The following is a 15,236-nucleotide window of genomic DNA, read 5'->3' on the forward strand; positions in this document are numbered from 1 at the left end:
GTGACAAATCTGACCAGATGACATCTGGAGTGACGGCTCTCAAAAATGCAGAAAAAACACATGAAATCTTCTAGTTCGGCGCACGTTCGCGGTTAAATCACGCTATCAGGGTTCAGTTTTACCGAGTTATGCGGTCGTGGTGGTCGCCATGTACGCAAGGCTCTTGCCAAGGCGCGGCTGTTCCAGTCGAGGGTTGTGCCGGCATAGCAGGCCGCTTGCAATGCATCCAGCTCTGCCGCCAGCGCCCGGTAGCACGGCAGGGTTTCGATGCCGGTGATGCTCTGTTGTGGCCATCGGATCTGCCCCCAGGCAATCAGCGCGTGCCGGGTGGCAGGGGCATCATGCTTGCGCAGTGCACGCCTGAGTTGCACGCTGTGATGCAGTCGGGCGTAAAGAGGCAGTGCACGCCAGTTGGGGCGATAGCGTCGATAGCCGACCACGCCGGCACCCAGGAGGAGGGTGGCACCCGCCATAAAGGGCCAAATCGCGCGACTCGAGCGGGTCGGTTGCGCTAAAGGCTGACTGGAGATCACGCTGCTGTTGTCGGCAATCTCCAGCTGCGGGTAATTCACCTGCGCCAGCTCGCTGTGGCCACTGAGCAGATTAAACCAGGACAGCTGTGAGGGCGGAATTTGCAATCGCCCCGAGTCCTGCGGAATAAAGGCGTAGCGGATACTCCGCTCGGCGACCAGTTGGCCCTGGCGGATGATCTCTTGTTCTGTTACGCCATCCAGATAGACGCGCACTCCCGGGATGGTCGGCAATTCAGGCGCAGGCAGTTGCGACAGGGTATTGCCGATGGCCTGCCAGCTCACAATCGCCAGAATTGGCACTCCTGCCGGGTAGGGACCGCTCGCCGGTTGCAGTTCCACGCGGCTGCTGAGCTGGCGGCTGACCAGACGTGGCGCCTGCGCCGGCAAGGGGCGGACGGTCAGACTCTGTGTCGGTGCCTGCTGCATGAAGTTCTGACTCTTGAGTGTGGTGGCATCGGTATGGCTGGCCTGTAGCAGTGGCCCGACAATGTCACTGCTACCGGCAGTATCGGCCAGCAACCGGTAATAACGACGGAGTACCCGGTACGATGTGCCGGCTTGGCTGCGTTGCTCTACCTCGTCGTCTCCAACTTGTGTCAGGGGCTGATCATGCCACTGCGGGGGGGTGAGAGACTCAAGACGGATACCGACGGGTTGCCGCACCTCAAGCTGATAGAGGGCGACGGCCCCTGGATACAAGATGTCGGGGGTGATTTTTACCGTGATCAACGGCGGCACGCCATAACCTGCGGGGGCAGGGCTGGCCATGACTTCCAGTGGTAACGCCGTTGTCTTCTGGTTGGCCAACGGCAGTGGCGGAATCAGCAGTGTACCGGTCTGGCGTGGGATAAGCGGAATTTGCCAGATGCTTTGCAGTGCGTTGGCCACACTTTTTTCCCGGTAGCGAATCTCACCTACAATGAACTGCCGTAACAGGGGGCGGATGTCTAACGCCGCTACACCTAACCGGTCATTGGCGATGACGGTCAAGTTAACACTTTCGTCGGCATACAGCCGGGCTTTATCCACTGTGACACGACTGCTGGCCTGCACCTGGCACAAAATGCAACCACATAGCACGCACAGTTGCAGTAGCGTTTTCACCATGGTTGCGCCCCCTCGCGTGTCTGCCGACGTTGTTGTTGCAACTGCAGCCGGTTGCGCATCAGATTACCCGGGTCAGCCGCCTGGTTTGGCAGCAAAGAGGTATCATCCGGCACGGCGGGTGTGGGGGTGGGCCGTTTACGAGCGGGTTGCGTCGTCGTTTGCTGGGCCAGCCAGGCGAGGACCAGCTCGCGGTTCAGGCGGGCATCCTGCAGGCTGGGGTCCAGTTGCAGCGCCTGATCATAGGCGGCTATTGCCTCTTCGAATGCCAGCTGTTGGGCATAGGCATTGCCCAGGTTATAACAGGTCTCGGCATCGGGTTGGGCGTCGCGGTAGGCCAGGATGGCGCCGGCAAAATCGCCCGACCGGTACAAGGCGTGTCCTCGCCAGCGTGCATCGTCGAACTGGCGGGCGGCACTGACATAGTCGCCTTGCCGATAGGCCTGGCTGGCGGCGAGATTGTCTGCCATGGCGGAGTGGGGATGCCAAACAGCGGGTAACAGCAGACAGACAAACAACCAGCCCCGACGGAACAACCAGGCCAGGGGCAGCAGGGCAGGCAACAGCCAGAAGCCCAGATCTTGCCATTGCTGGTTGTGCAGATCGAGTCGGTGGGCGGATCCTTGTGCCTGTGCGGCAAAGTGTTGCAACAGGCTGACATCCGCCTGTGTATCTATGATGCGCCCCTGAGTGTCGGCCGCGAGTTGAGCCAGTTGCGTCAGCGGCGTGCGGGCGATAACGACCTGGCCGTGACGATCGCGCAGCAGGCCGCCACCGGTAAGCGGAATCGCGGCGCCCTGTGGCGTCCCGACCGCCATAATATCCAGCGGCTGTCCTGTCGGCCGGAGCAGTTGGCTGATGCGGTTGGCCTGGGGCGCCGTCATGTCATCGGTGATCAGCAGCAGTTCGGTCCTGGCCTGCGCATTGCGGGCTTGCAGGGCCAAGGCCAGCTGCACAGCGCGTTCAGGTGCCGAGCCGGCAACCGGCATCACATCCGGTTCCAGCTCCCGCAACATGTGCGACAGGGTCTGGACATCGTCGGTGGGGGGCGTGATCAGGTAGGCATCACCGGCATAGGCGATCAGGGCGATGCGCCGTCCATCGGCCAGGGCGAGCAGTTCCATCAACCGGTAACGGGCCTGTAACAAGCGGTTCGGCGGCAGGTCGTCGGCCTGCATCGAGCGCGAGACATCCAGCATCCAGATCCAGATATCGTCCCGTTGATACAGCGGGCTGGGCTGACGATGCGCCGGTCCCATCAAGGCCAGGATCAGCAGGGTCCAGGGCAGCCAGAGCCAGCGCAATGGCCGGGACGCCTGCTGTTCGCCCTGTTGGCGCAGGTAGCCTAGCAGGCGACTGTTGATAAAACTCTGCCCGCTGTGCTGCCGATGCCAGTGCCACAGCTGCAGCACCAAGGGCACACACCAGATTAAGCCCCAGTAGGGACGCAACAGTGTCCAGTCAGCCATGTCTCCTCCGATACAGCACCATCAGCAGCAGTGACAACAGGCTGGCCATCAGCAACGGCCACGCATAGAGCTCGGTACGCGGCTGGTAGTGGCGCTGGCTCTTCTCAACGGCTTCCAGAGCGCTGATTTCGTGATAAATGCTGGCTAGCGATTCCGGATCCCGGGCACGAAAATATTGGCCCTGGGTCTGGATGGCCAGCTCATTGAGCGTCTTTTCATCCAGATCATTCCCCGGATCAATTTGATCACCTGTGATGGGATCGACCATGGTGACAGCGGCACCCAAGCCGATGCTATAGATGCGCATGCCTTTGCTGGCGGCCAACCGTGCCGCCGCAACCGGACTGACACCCTCTACCGTATCGCGTCCATCACTGAGCAGGATCAGGATCTTCTGCCGCGACCCCTGCACTTCAAATCGATGCAGTGCCAGGGTGATGGCCTCGGCGATGGAGGTTAATGAACCGGCCATGCTGAAATCGAGTTCATCGACAAAGTGCTGTAGTGTCTGCCAGTCCGGGGTAAGGGGAGACATCAAATAGGCGTGATCGGCAAACAGGATTAACCCCATACGATCACCGGCCCGCTGACCGATAAAGTCGCGAAGCTGCTGTTTGACGACGGTCAGCCGATTGACCAGGCGGCCGTTTTGCATCATATCCGGGATCCGCATGCTGTCGGAGAGATCGATTGCCAGCAGAATATCGCGGTGCGGCCGCTCCAGCGGCACCGGTTTGTCCAGCCACACCGGGCGCGATAACGCCAGCGTGAATAAGGCCCAGCAGCACCAGGCGGCCATCAGCATGCCCGGATCCCGTTGACCGCCTTGCATGCTCAGGTGTGGCAGCGTCGGGATGCGCACCGCATGTCTGGCCAACTGCACCGAGGCCGGAAGAAGGCGAACGAAGATTGGCAGTAACAGCAGGCCCAGTGCCCATGGCCAGATCAGCGTGAGCATAAACGCCTCCACAGCAGTTGCCGCCACCAGCGCCAACACTGGCGATGTAATTGTGCACAGATAGCATCCGGTACGCTTTCACCACCATAAAGCCAGCTCGACCACTGCGCCCCCCAGCGTTGCCATTGACTGTGACCCAGCTGATCAAGACAGATCAACCACGCCTCGCCGGATAACGGCGCCACCTGTTCTCGCGGTAATAACAGCAGGCTGGTCTGCTTGAGCCAGAGATTGAGCCGTTGGATCCAGTCCGCCTGGCGGTGCAGGCGCCAGAGTCGGCTCAGGCGAAATGCCGCGAGCAGCAGTGGCCATAGACGCCAAATCAGCAGCACCAGCAGGGTTAAACCCGCGACCGCGCTCCAGAGCCAAACATGGCTCCACCACTGGGATGCCGGCGGGGTGCTGGTATGAATATCCCGCAGCAAGTGCAGTGGATAGGACATCAGCCGATCCCCCGTTTCGAGCCCAGAGCTCGTGCCGCATCCAACTGATAGGCCCGCTGACAGCACTCGTGCAGATGTCGTTGCACCTGATGTTGGCGATGCTGGGCGACTTGACGGTAATGCTGTGCGAATTTGCTGTCGAAACTGGTCAGGAAGCCTTCCTCACGGCCATTGTCGACAGCGAGCGAGCCTTTGCCGTGCAACGTTAGCTCAAGGTGATCCAGCACCTGATAACATCGGACATGGTGGGATTTATGCAAACGCCGCAACCAGAGCCACAGTTCATCCGAGGTGCGGTAAAAATCACTGATGATATGGACCAGACTGCCGGGGCGAATGGTCTGGGACAAGAGTTTGAGGCCGTCGCACAACCGCGGTGTCACCGGATGTCTGCTCAATCCCTGTTGGTAGCTCTGATGCAGCGTGTGCAACCAGGTCAGCAGATCGCGCCGCCGTCCGGCAGGCGGCTGGCGAACCGGCTCGTCGCCGATCAGCACGATGCCGCCGATCTTGTCGCCCTGCGCCAATGCCTGCCAGCTGGCGGCGGCAGCCACTAGGGTCGCCAATCGGGCCTTGAGCTGGCCATGAGAGCCAAAATACATACCCGGGTCTAAATCCAGCAGCACATAAACACATCGGTCGCGCTCTTCACGAAACAGCTTGGTGTGGGGTTTGCCGGTGCGGGCGGTGATACGCCAGTCGATACTGCGTACATCGTCGCCGGCCAGGTAGGGGCGAACCTCGGCAAACTCCATGCCGCGTCCTTTACTGCTGGCCTGATTGATCCCGGTCTTATGGTTGCTGACCTGGCGTGTTGCGAGCATTTGGCTCAATGGTGGCACCTGCAGCAACTGCTCAAGCTCCAGGCTGACTCCGGGTGTCATGGCACCACAACCTTCTGCAACAGCCGCTGAATCACTTTGTTGGCGTCCACGCCATCGGCCTCGGCCTCCATACTGAGGATCAGGCGATGGCGCAAGATCGGATAGGCGCAGGCTTGCACATCATCCGGTGTCACGAACTCACGCCCTTGCAACCAGGCACGGACGCGGGCACACCGCGCCAATGCCATGGTCGCACGCGGGCTGGCACCGTAGCTGAGCCAGCGTGCCAGCTCGGCGTCATAGCCGAGGGGGCGACGTGTCGCCATCACCACGCTGACAATGTAATTTTCGATGGCCGGTGCCAGCTTGACGGCCAGCACCTCCTGGCGACAGGCAAACAGCTGTTGCTGGGTCAATGCGGGTGGCTCGGGCGTGCGCGGCTGGGTATTTTCGCTGTGATTAAGCCGCAGGATGGCCAACTCGGTCATCGCATCCGGATAGCCGATTTCAAGATGTAGCATGAAGCGGTCGAGCTGGGCCTCCGGCAGGGGATAGGTGCCTTCCTGCTCGATGGGGTTTTGGGTGGCCATCACCAGAAACAGCTCCGGCAGCTGGTAGCTTTTGCGTCCAATGGTGATCTGTTGCTCGGCCATGGCTTCGAGCAGGGCGCTTTGCACCTTGGCGGGGGCGCGGTTGATCTCATCGGCCAGCAGCAGATGATGAAACAGCGGGCCGGGCTGGAAGACAAAGCTGCCATCCTGCGGGCGGTAAATGTCGGTACCGGTGAGATCGGCAGGTAGCAGATCCGGCGTGAATTGAATGCGGTGAAAGCGTCCTTCGATACAGTTTGCCAGCAGCTTGACCGCACGGGTTTTCGCCAGTCCTGGCGGCCCTTCGACCAGAATGTGGCCGTCGGCCAGTAACGCCGTCAGTAACCCGTCTACCAGATCCGGTTGTCCAATGACCTGATCGTTGAGGTAGGAACGCACCGCATTAAGCGCTTGTCTTGACATATCAACGCCTTAAAACCTGTCCTTGTGAGCGGCGATCTTACCTTGCCGCGTCCGGCTTGGGCAGCGGTTGTGTATTTTGGCGCGTGACAATGTGAAGCAATCGACGCTCATGGTTGTAAAAAACACGTTAAATTTGAATCAGGTCCATGAGTTTGGCGCTGCGACAGCAAGGAGCGATAAGATGCCATCCCCTCATAAGGTGCAGACCCCCAACGGCGATCGCATTGCCTTGATTGGCGGGGTGAGAACCCCATTTGCACGCCAGGCCACATCCTATCTGGGTGTGAGCGCGCTGGCGCTTGGACGGCATGTGGTCGATGAACTGTTGTGGCGACAGGCATTACCCCCGTCGGCCGTAGAGCGCCTGGTCTTCGGCCAGGTGATCCAGACGCCAGCTGCCCCAAACATAGCCCGCGAGATCGTCCTCGGTTCACGTCTGCCGGTGCAAACCGATGCCTATAGTGTCACTCGGGCTTGCGCCACCAGTTTTCAGGCGGTGGCCAATGTGGCTGAGGCGATGCAGGCTGGTCTGCTCCACTGTGCGATTGCCGGTGGCGCCGATTCGTCATCATGTCTGCCGGTAGGGGTGACTCCCCACATGGCGCAGACGCTGTTACTGCTCAGCCGGGCGCGTTCCTGGCGCCAGCGGCTGGGGTTGCTGCGGCGGCTAGGGTGGCGGGATTTGCTACCGCAAGCCCCGGCAGTCGCCGAGTACTCTACCGGGCTCAGCATGGGTGATTCAGCGGAGCAGATGGCCCGCAAATACCGGATCAAACGCGAAGATCAGGATGCCTATGCCCATCGCTCGCATCAGCTGGCGGCGCAAACCTGGGCCTCAGGTGTACTGGATGCTGAAGTCGCGCCGCTACTAAGCGGTGGCCCGGAAGCGCCGCTGTTACAGGACAACACCTTCCGTGCCGATTCGGAGCTGGCAGCGTATGCCCGTCTCAAACCAGCGTTTGACCGTCGCTATGGCACAGTGACCGCGGGTAATGCGTCGGCACTCACCGATGGCGCGGCTGCCCTGCTGTTGATGACGGAGTCCCGGGCCCGCGCGTTGGGTTACGCGCCGATAGCCTTTCTGCGCGGCTATGCGTTTGCGGCGCTACCGGTACAAGAAGACATGTTGTTGGGGCCCGTTTATGCCATTCCCCGAGCGCTGGCCCATGCCGGATGCCGGCTATCCGATCTGGCGCTAATCGACATGCATGAAGCCTTTGCCGCCCAGGTGTTGGTGAATCTGCAACTGCTGGCGGATGAGCAATTTGCGCAGGAACAGCTGGGATTGGCCGCAGCGCCGGGAGAGATAGATCTACAACGTTTTAACGTGTTGGGGGGCTCGCTGGCTTATGGCCATCCCTTCGCGGCCACCGGGGCGCGTATGATCTTGCAGAGTGTCAATGCGTTGGCACGGCGTGGCGGGGGCTTGGCCCTGACCACCGCCTGTGCTGCCGGCGGCCTTGGCGCCGCCATGATCTGGGAGGTGCCGGCATGAGCCATTTTTTTAATCATCACAGGCAGGATGGCGATATCGAGGTGTTGACCTTTGATGCGCCAAACGAGCGCGTGAACACCCTGCACCAGGCGCTGATCCCCGAGTTCGCGGCGTGGCTGGAGGCCATGCATCGGCAACCACCGGCAGGCATCATTCTGACCTCCGCCAAGGCCGATTGTTTCATTGCGGGGGCGGATATCCACATGCTGGACCAGTGTGCAGATACCGATGCTGCCACTGCCCTGGCGCAACAGGGGCAACAGATGTTCGCCCGATTGGCCGCCCTGCCTTGCCCTGTGGTCGCGGCTATCCACGGCAGCTGTCTGGGCGGCGGACTGGAGCTGGCATTGGCCTGCGATGCGCGCATTGCCAGCTCGGCTGCCGTCACTCGGCTGGGCTTACCGGAAATTCAGCTGGGTCTCATTCCTGGCTCGGGTGGAACCCAACGCATGCCAGCGCAATTGGGGTTGCCACTGGCGCTGGATTTGATGCTGAGTGGGAGGCAACTGTCCGCCCGTGCCGCCTTGCGCTGCAAGCTGGTGGACGAGGTGGTACCGATGGAGCAACTGCTGGTCGCCGCCCGGCGCTGGTTGCACTCCGGCAAGCGGCAGCGGCGTCCAGTCTGGTATCAACAGGGGCTGCTGCGCTTGGCACCACTACGAAACTGGGTGCTGCGCAAGGCGCGCGCAAACGCCGAGCGCAAGGCCCAGGGGCAATACCCGGCGATTCCGGCCCTGTTACAGGCGGTCAGCGACGGACTGCAGCAGGGGATGGCGCAGGGGTTGGCGACTGAGGCCCGCTGTTTTGGTCAACTGGTCTGTACCTCGCAGTCGCGTGCGTTGCGGCATCTGTTTCACCTCGGCCGCGAGCAGCGCCGGCAGGGGCCGTATGCCGATCTGACGCCGCACCCGGTGGGCGCAGTCGGTGTGCTGGGCGGCGGTTTGATGGGGGCTGGCATTGCCACCGTGACTGTCATGCGCGCTGCTACCGCCGTGCGCGTGAAAGAGACCCAGTATGCGCCGCTGCAACGGGTGATGGCGCATCTGCGCCAGGCGCTGCAACAACGGGTGAAACGTGGCCAGCTGTCACCGCGCGAGCTGGAGCGTCAGGCTGCCCGCCTGAGTGGCTGTATTGATTACAGCGGATTTCAACAACTGGATCTGGTGATTGAGGCGGTGTTCGAGGAGTTAACCCTCAAGCAGCAGATGGTCAGCGAGGTACAGCAGCGGTGCGGGGAGCGGCTGGTCTTTGCGTCCAACACCTCGTCCTTGCCGATCCATGAGATCGCCGCGGGGGCGCCGTATCCGCAGCAAGTGCTCGGGCTGCACTATTTCAGTCCGGTGGAAAAAATGCCGCTGGTGGAGGTGATCCCCCATGCGGGCACAGATCCGCAGGCGGTGGCGACCGTACTGGCGCTGGCGCGGGCCCAGGGTAAGACACCTGTGGTGGTCAAGGATGTGGCCGGCTTCTTCGTAAACCGTATTCTGGCGCCCTATCTGCAGGAGGCGGTAACCCTGTTGTTAGAGGGTGAGGCCATAGAGGAGATCGACAAGGCACTGGTGAGTGCCGGTTTCCCGGTCGGGCCATTGGCACTGCTGGATGAGGTGGGGCTCGATGTCGTCGACAAGATAGGCCCTGTGCTGGTGGCTGCGCACGGTGAGCGCTTTAGACCCTCACCGGCGCTGGCAACCCTGTTGGCGCAGGGCAATAAGGGCCGCAAAAGCGGCAGCGGCTTTTACCGCTATCCGCACAAGGGGCCCAAGCAAGTGAACGCGCAGGTCTACGATCTGTTGCAGGTGCTGCCCGTCCGGCTGGTGCCCTTGTCGGCGATGGCCGAACGGTGTCAGTGGCTGTTGCTCAATGAAGCGGTCCGTTGTCTGGATGAGGGGGTCATTGCTTCGCCGGCCGATGGTGATCTGGCGGCCATTTACGGGCTGGGCTATCCGCCGTTCACCGGCGGGCCCTTCTGGCAGATGCAACAGCTCGGGTTGGATGAGGTGGTACGCCAGTTGCGGCGCCTGGAACAGGCCTATGGCCCACGGTTTGCCCCCTGTGCCGGGTTACTGGCGCGCGTGGAACGCCAGGCGTCGTTCTACTAGTCGTGCGGCTTGGCACGGCATTCGGGCCCTGATGGGCCCTTTTGCTGTCTGCGCGGGGCGCTATAGACATAAAGTAGTCGACACCTGATGGCTTTTATGCGATAGATGCGCCCCCGCGCAATACCCGCACCCATCACGGAGACAATCATGGAAATTTTCAAACTTGAAGGCCACCCGCATGTTGCATTGTGTGACCTGCTGAAGCTGCAAGGCTGGACCGACAGTGGAGCCATGGCCAAATCGGTGATCGATGCCGGTCTGGTGACCGTGGATGGGGTGGTGGAAACCCGTAAACGCTGCAAGATCCTGGCCGATCAGGTTATTAGTTACGACGGTCAACAGGTTAAGGTCGAAGCCTGAGCAGATGAACAGCGCTGAATTGACCAGCACCGGTGAGGCATCGCCGGTTGCCGGACGTTTGATCCTGGCGCCGATGGAAGGGGTTCTCGATCCCCTGATGCGTCAGTTGCTAACCGAAATCAACCCGTATGATCTGTGCGTTACCGAATTTGTGCGCGTCATCGACATGCTGTTGCCGAAACGGAGCTTTTATCGGTTGGCGCCAGAGTTACGCCATGGCGGTCGTACGGCCAGTGGAACGCCGGTGAGGGTACAACTGCTGGGGCAGTCGCCGCAGTGGTTAGCCGAAAATGCGGTACGGGCAGTGGAGCTGGGATCGCCCGGCATCGATCTGAATTTCGGATGCCCGGCAAAACTGGTGAATCAGTCCAAGGGCGGCGCCGTGTTACTCAAGGAGCCAGAGTTGATGTATCGCATCATCCGCGCCGTGCGTGACGCCGTGCCGGCCGATCAGCCGGTGACCGCCAAAATCCGTTTAGGCTGGGATGCCCCCGAGCACTGCCTGGAGATTGCCGACGCTGTTGCGGCGGCCGGTGCCAGTGAGCTGGCCGTGCATGGCAGAACCAAAGTCGATGGTTATCGCGCCGAGGCAATCAAATGGCCCTGGATAGCCGCGATCCGTGAACGGCTGTCTATCCCGGTGATCGCCAACGGTGAAATATGGGATGCGGCCTCTGCCGCCCGTTGCCGCCAGCTGACAGGGTGTCCGGATTTGATGGTCGGACGCGGTGCGCTGAATGTTCCCAACCTGGGCGCCGTCATTCAGCACAAGCAGCCCGTCATGCCATGGACCGAGGTCTTGCAGTTGTTGCTGCGCTATGGCGAGCTGGAAGTCAAAGGTGACAAGGGGCTCTATTTCCCGAATCGTATCAAGCAGTGGTTCAGCTACCTGCGGCAGCAGTATGCCGAGGCACAACCGCTGTTTCTCGAACTCAGACGCTGTACCGAAGCGCCCCCGATCCTGGCGTTGCTGGCGTCGGCTGCGGCACATAGCGAGCAATAACCCCTGAGATTGACACTGTTTACGCAGGCTTAACTACGCCATCATGATGATGGTTTTTCGCATAGGGAGTGGCTGCCATGCCTTACTTGTTGTTCGTGACCCTGCTCTGGGCATTCTCTTTTAGTTTCATCGGTGTCTATCTGGCCGGACAGGTTGATGCCTATTTCATGGTCCTGACCCGGACCTTGCTGGCGTTGGTGGTCTTTTTGCCCTTCATGCGTCTGTCGAAGCAACAATGGCGTCTGGCGTCGATGCTGATGGCGATTGGTGCCGTGCAGCTGGGGGTCATGTACCTGTTCTACTACCACTCCTTCTTGCTGCTGACCGTACCTGAGGTGTTGATTTTCACCATTTTTACTCCCTTGTACGTGACGCTGTTTAATGATCTGCTCTGTGGCCGTTTCCACCGCCGCTACCTGTTGACCGCTGTGCTGGCGGTACTGGGTGCGGCCGTGATTCGCTACGATCGCCTGACATCGGACTACTTGCTGGGCTTTGCCGTGGTGCAAGGCGCCAACCTCTGTTTTGCTCTGGGCCAGGTTGGCTATAAGTGGCTGATGGCCCGCCAGCCGGCGACGCTGCCACAGCATCAGGTGTTTGGCTGCTTCTTTCTGGGCGCGGCCTGTGTGGCGGCAGTTGCCTGGTTCTGGCTGGGCAGCGCCCGTTATCCGACCACAAGCATCCAGTGGGGCTTGCTACTGTGGTTGGGCGCCGGGGCGTCCGGCTTAGGCTACTTTTTGTGGAACAAGGGGGCAACACAGGTGAATGCCGGTGTGCTGGCGGTCATGAACAATGCGTTGATCCCCGCCGGACTGGTCGTCAATCTGCTGATTTGGAATCAGCAGGCGGATCTGCTGCGTCTGGGCGCGGGTGGGGCGCTGATCTTCTTATCGCTGTTTCTTAACGAGCATTGGCCGCGGCGCCACAGGACTGCGGCCAGTGCGCATTGAGCGAAGATGGCCTCTGTGCTGACGGCTAGCTCTGACGGTCTGACTGGGAGCACAAACTAAACAGGAGGCCATCGGCCTCCTGTTTGATCTATCTGGCTAGCGGCGCAGGCTTAGAACAGCTTGTCGCTCAACTCGAACATTTCATCGTCGAACGGACGCTTCATGTTCTCGATGCAGTCGATGATGTCGTGGTGCACCAGCTGGTTTTGCAGCATGCCGATGCAGCGGCCACCGACACCTTGCAGCAACAGCTCAACAGCGTAAGCACCCATGCGGCTGGCCATGATACGGTCACGCGCAGTCGGGCTACCGCCGCGCTGGATGTGGCCGAGGATGGTGGCACGGGTTTCGAGACCAGTGTGCGCTTCGATCTCCTTGGCCAGTGCGTTCACGTCGGTGACGTGCTCACAGATGGTGACCATGGCGTGGCGCTTGCCCTTGGCAATGCCGTCGTCGATCTGCGCCAGCAGGGCAGTCTTGTCGAAGCCCTTCTCCGGCACGATCACGTACTCGGCACCACCTGCGACGGCAGCAGACATGGCCAGATCGCCACAGTGACGGCCCATCACTTCGACAATCGAGATCCGCTTGTGCGAGGTGGAGGTGTCACGCAGACGATCGATGGCTTCCATGACCACGTTCAACGCAGTATCAAAACCGATGGTGAATTCGGTACCGGCGATGTCGTTATCGATGGTGCCCGGCAGACCGACGCAGGGATAACCCATCTCGGTCAACTTCTTGGCCCCCATGTAGGAGCCATCACCACCGATGACCACCAGGGCGTCGATGCCATGCTTCTTCAGGTTCTCGATCGCCTCGCGACGGACGGACTCTTCCTTGAACGCCGGGAAGCGGGCCGAGCCGAGGAAAGTACCACCGCGGTTGATCATGTCGGATACGCTGTGGCGTTCCAGCTTGCTGATACGATCCTGATGCAGGCCCAGGTAACCGTCACGGATGCCATAGACTTCCAGACCGGCTGCCAGACCGGCACGAACCACGGCGCGGATGGCCGCATTCATGCCTGGTGAGTCACCACCGCTGGTCAGAACACCAATTTTCTTGATCATAGTGTGCCTCTATAGAGTCGAAGTTTCTTGTAAAAATCGGGGGCAGGCGAGCCCCGAGTGTCTGACGATAAACCTTGGGCTGCCGGGTCGCAGGAGTATGGCAGGGTAGGCGCTTGAACAACTGAGTGATGAGTCACAGTGGCAAGGCCGGGTTGATCATCGGACACGAAGAGGGCGCCATCAGACGCCCTCTTTGTATCTTAACGCTTGGCGCCAGCGATGATTTGCGCGAAGTCGTCCGGCTTCAGCGATGCACCACCCACCAGGCCACCGTCGATGTCCGGTTGACCGAACAGGTCGGCTGCGGTAGCGCCAGTGACTGAACCACCGTACAGGATTTGGACCTTGGCAGCGACGTCGGCATCAAAACCGGCCAGGTAAGCGCGGATGTGCGCGTGAACGGCTTGTGCGATCTCCGGAGTTGCGGTCTTGCCAGTGCCGATGGCCCATACCGGCTCGTAAGCGATGACGGCGTTGGCGATGGCGGCGATACCACAACGGTCGATAACAGCCTTCAGCTGGGCATCCACTACTGCGTTGGTTTCGTTGGCTTCGAATTGGCTCAGGGTTTCGCCGATGCACAGTACCGGAATCAGCTCAGCCTTTTGGATGGCTTCGAACTTGGCAGCCACGACGTCATCGGTTTCTGCGTGCAGGGTACGGCGCTCGCTGTGGCCAACCAGAGCGTATTTGCAACCGAATTCCTTGAGCATGACCGGAGAGTTCTCACCGGTGAAGGCGCCTTGGGTGTGGACGTCGGCATTTTGTGCACCGTATTGGATACGGCTGCCTTCAGCCAGCTTTTCCACCAGACCCAGGAAGATAACCGGCGGGCAGACGGCCACTTCAACGCCATCGGCCTTGGCTGCCGGCTCGATCAGGGCCTTGACCAGGGCTTCTACAGACGCTTTGGTACCGTTCAACTTCCAGTTACCCATTACCAGTGGTTGTCTCATTCTTTCATCCTCCAGATGTTGTTTGCTGCCGGGCATTATAAGAGGTCAACCTGATGCCGGATAGTCGGCGCCAAGTCGCGGCGGTGATTATTTTACCCTAATTACTGATCCATATCAGTTTTTGTGCTAGCCGCTGCTCAATCTTTAAACTGGCCGCGTAAACGATGCCACAGCTGACCGATCCATTCGTGCAGCGCCGTCTCGGAATACATCAGATAGCGCCCCTCCGGCAGATAGCCGTAGGAGGGGATCGGCCGTTGCGCCTCGCGGCCCATATAATCGGTCGGTGCGGGCACGACCCGGAGCCCAACGCCGCGTAGCAGCCCCATGGCGCGCGGCATGTGGCTGGCAGAGGTGACCAGTGCCGCCTTGTGCTGGCCGATAATCGCCCCGTAGTGGTCGATCTCGTCCTGGGTGTCATAGGCATCTTCAATCAGAATCATGTCGCTACGCGGTATGCCGTAGTGCTCGGCGATGCGCGCATACATCTCGGCACAGGAGAGGGGGTCCGAGCTGATGTTGCCGGAGAGCACCAGTTTGGCCTGCGGGTTGTGACGTTTGATGTCGATGGCCTCGAGAATGCGTGCATAGGCGTTGCTGACCGGTTGACTGGTCAGTGGAATGGTCGGATCCGAGACATGGCCATGCCCCAGCACCAGGATGAAATCGACCTGTTCTGTGCGCGGGAGCGGCGGGTATTGCTGCTCCAGCGGTCGCAGCAGCCCTATGCTGACCGGGCGCAGGGAGAACAACAGCAGTACTGCCAGTCCCAGCGTGGCCAGCACCTTGCCCCAGCGTTGGTGACGGGTGAGCCACAACAGCAGCAGACCGAGCAGAATCAGCAAGATGCTGAGTGGAAGTGGCATCAACAGGCCACCGAGCCATTTTTTTAACCAGAACATGCGTGATCTCTGAGCGACCGTTGGCCGCGCCGTTTGCAGGGGTAAGTGGATGTG

At 60.5% G+C, this 15,236-nt stretch carries 14 protein-coding genes; 5 read left to right on the top strand and 9 right to left on the bottom strand.

Annotated elements, in window-relative coordinates; genetic code table 11:
* Positions 1-92 precede the first annotated feature (92 nt).
* Genes ACFOSS_RS10010 through ACFOSS_RS10035 form a run of 6 tightly spaced genes read right to left on the bottom strand, consistent with a single transcriptional unit; the run spans position 93 to position 6,344 of the window.
* Complete coding sequence (locus ACFOSS_RS10010) at positions 93-1,640, bottom strand: BatD family protein (RefSeq protein WP_377152203.1); 1,548 nt, start codon at positions 1,638-1,640, stop codon at positions 93-95.
* Positions 1,634-3,106, bottom strand: a complete 1,473-nt coding sequence (locus tag ACFOSS_RS10015) for a VWA domain-containing protein (RefSeq protein WP_377152204.1) — start codon at positions 3,104-3,106, stop codon at positions 1,634-1,636. Before ACFOSS_RS10015 ends, ACFOSS_RS10010 begins: the two co-directional genes overlap by 7 nt.
* A complete protein-coding gene (locus ACFOSS_RS10020; protein WP_377152205.1) occupies positions 3,099-4,064 on the bottom strand; it encodes a VWA domain-containing protein in 966 nt (321 codons plus the stop codon). Before ACFOSS_RS10020 ends, ACFOSS_RS10015 begins: the two co-directional genes overlap by 8 nt.
* Entirely contained in the window at positions 4,052-4,507 is a 456-nt protein-coding gene (locus tag ACFOSS_RS10025; protein WP_377152206.1) for a DUF4381 domain-containing protein, read from the bottom strand. Before ACFOSS_RS10025 ends, ACFOSS_RS10020 begins: the two co-directional genes overlap by 13 nt.
* Entirely contained in the window at positions 4,507-5,391 is an 885-nt protein-coding gene (locus ACFOSS_RS10030; protein ID WP_377152207.1) for a DUF58 domain-containing protein, read from the bottom strand. Before ACFOSS_RS10030 ends, ACFOSS_RS10025 begins: the two co-directional genes overlap by 1 nt.
* Positions 5,388-6,344, bottom strand: a complete 957-nt coding sequence (locus ACFOSS_RS10035) for an AAA family ATPase (protein ID WP_377152208.1) — start codon at positions 6,342-6,344, stop codon at positions 5,388-5,390. The genes ACFOSS_RS10030 and ACFOSS_RS10035 overlap by 4 nt, the downstream gene beginning before the upstream one ends.
* Positions 6,345-6,525: 181 nt before the next feature.
* Here ACFOSS_RS10035 and fadI point away from each other — a divergent pair, with 181 nt between their 5' ends.
* The 5 genes from fadI (at position 6,526) to ACFOSS_RS10060 (ending at position 12,251) form a co-directional block, all read left to right on the top strand.
* Positions 6,526-7,839, top strand: a complete 1,314-nt coding sequence (gene fadI, locus ACFOSS_RS10040) for an acetyl-CoA C-acyltransferase FadI (protein WP_377152209.1) — start codon at positions 6,526-6,528, stop codon at positions 7,837-7,839.
* Positions 7,836-9,938 carry a fatty acid oxidation complex subunit alpha FadJ gene (gene fadJ / locus ACFOSS_RS10045; protein WP_377152210.1) on the top strand — a complete coding sequence of 701 codons (2,103 nt, stop codon included), beginning with the start codon at positions 7,836-7,838 and terminating at the stop codon, positions 9,936-9,938. The genes fadI and fadJ overlap by 4 nt, the downstream gene beginning before the upstream one ends.
* A 147-nt stretch (positions 9,939-10,085) precedes the next feature.
* Positions 10,086-10,298, top strand: coding sequence for a ribosome-associated protein YbcJ (gene ybcJ, locus ACFOSS_RS10050; RefSeq protein WP_377152211.1), 213 nt, complete (start codon positions 10,086-10,088; stop codon positions 10,296-10,298).
* Between the two features lie 4 nt (positions 10,299-10,302).
* Complete coding sequence (gene dusC, locus ACFOSS_RS10055; RefSeq protein WP_377152212.1) at positions 10,303-11,301, top strand: tRNA dihydrouridine(16) synthase DusC; 999 nt, start codon at positions 10,303-10,305, stop codon at positions 11,299-11,301.
* A gap of 77 nt (positions 11,302-11,378) precedes the next feature.
* Positions 11,379-12,251 (top strand): DMT family transporter, encoded by an 873-nt coding sequence (locus ACFOSS_RS10060; protein WP_377152213.1) that lies wholly within the window; start codon positions 11,379-11,381, stop codon positions 12,249-12,251.
* 110 nt (positions 12,252-12,361) lie between these two features.
* Here ACFOSS_RS10060 and pfkA read toward each other — a convergent pair whose 3' ends face one another.
* From pfkA to elyC, 3 genes are all read right to left on the bottom strand, one after another.
* Positions 12,362-13,324, bottom strand: a complete 963-nt coding sequence (gene pfkA, locus ACFOSS_RS10065) for a 6-phosphofructokinase (RefSeq protein WP_377152214.1) — start codon at positions 13,322-13,324, stop codon at positions 12,362-12,364.
* A 200-nt stretch (positions 13,325-13,524) separates the two neighbouring features.
* Positions 13,525-14,280 (bottom strand): triose-phosphate isomerase, encoded by a 756-nt coding sequence (tpiA, locus tag ACFOSS_RS10070; RefSeq protein ID WP_377152215.1) that lies wholly within the window; start codon positions 14,278-14,280, stop codon positions 13,525-13,527.
* 137 nt (positions 14,281-14,417) lie between these two features.
* Complete coding sequence (gene elyC / locus ACFOSS_RS10075) at positions 14,418-15,182, bottom strand: envelope biogenesis factor ElyC (RefSeq protein ID WP_377152216.1); 765 nt, start codon at positions 15,180-15,182, stop codon at positions 14,418-14,420.
* Positions 15,183-15,236 lie beyond the last annotated feature (54 nt).

It is taken from the genome of Pseudaeromonas sharmana, from assembly GCF_042649925.1.
In the GTDB taxonomy this organism is placed as follows: Bacteria; Pseudomonadota; Gammaproteobacteria; order Enterobacterales; family Aeromonadaceae; genus Pseudaeromonas; species Pseudaeromonas sharmana.

Excerpts from the sequence above, each read along its gene's own strand:
- ACFOSS_RS10010 (WP_377152203.1), bottom strand. The coding sequence starts at position 1,640 with ATGGTGAAAACGCTACTGCAACTGTGCGTGCTATGTGGTTGCATTTTG.
- ACFOSS_RS10015 (WP_377152204.1), bottom strand. The coding sequence starts at position 3,106 with ATGGCTGACTGGACACTGTTGCGTCCCTACTGGGGCTTAATCTGGTGT.
- ACFOSS_RS10020 (WP_377152205.1), bottom strand. The coding sequence starts at position 4,064 with ATGCTCACGCTGATCTGGCCATGGGCACTGGGCCTGCTGTTACTGCCA.
- ACFOSS_RS10025 (WP_377152206.1), bottom strand. The coding sequence starts at position 4,507 with ATGTCCTATCCACTGCACTTGCTGCGGGATATTCATACCAGCACCCCG.
- ACFOSS_RS10030 (WP_377152207.1), bottom strand. The coding sequence starts at position 5,391 with ATGACACCCGGAGTCAGCCTGGAGCTTGAGCAGTTGCTGCAGGTGCCA.
- ACFOSS_RS10035 (WP_377152208.1), bottom strand. The coding sequence starts at position 6,344 with ATGTCAAGACAAGCGCTTAATGCGGTGCGTTCCTACCTCAACGATCAG.
- fadI (WP_377152209.1), top strand. The coding sequence starts at position 6,526 with ATGCCATCCCCTCATAAGGTGCAGACCCCCAACGGCGATCGCATTGCC.
- fadJ (WP_377152210.1), top strand. The coding sequence starts at position 7,836 with ATGAGCCATTTTTTTAATCATCACAGGCAGGATGGCGATATCGAGGTG.
- ybcJ (WP_377152211.1), top strand. The coding sequence starts at position 10,086 with ATGGAAATTTTCAAACTTGAAGGCCACCCGCATGTTGCATTGTGTGAC.
- dusC (WP_377152212.1), top strand. The coding sequence starts at position 10,303 with ATGAACAGCGCTGAATTGACCAGCACCGGTGAGGCATCGCCGGTTGCC.
- ACFOSS_RS10060 (WP_377152213.1), top strand. The coding sequence starts at position 11,379 with ATGCCTTACTTGTTGTTCGTGACCCTGCTCTGGGCATTCTCTTTTAGT.
- pfkA (WP_377152214.1), bottom strand. The coding sequence starts at position 13,324 with ATGATCAAGAAAATTGGTGTTCTGACCAGCGGTGGTGACTCACCAGGC.
- tpiA (WP_377152215.1), bottom strand. The coding sequence starts at position 14,280 with ATGAGACAACCACTGGTAATGGGTAACTGGAAGTTGAACGGTACCAAA.
- elyC (WP_377152216.1), bottom strand. The coding sequence starts at position 15,182 with ATGTTCTGGTTAAAAAAATGGCTCGGTGGCCTGTTGATGCCACTTCCA.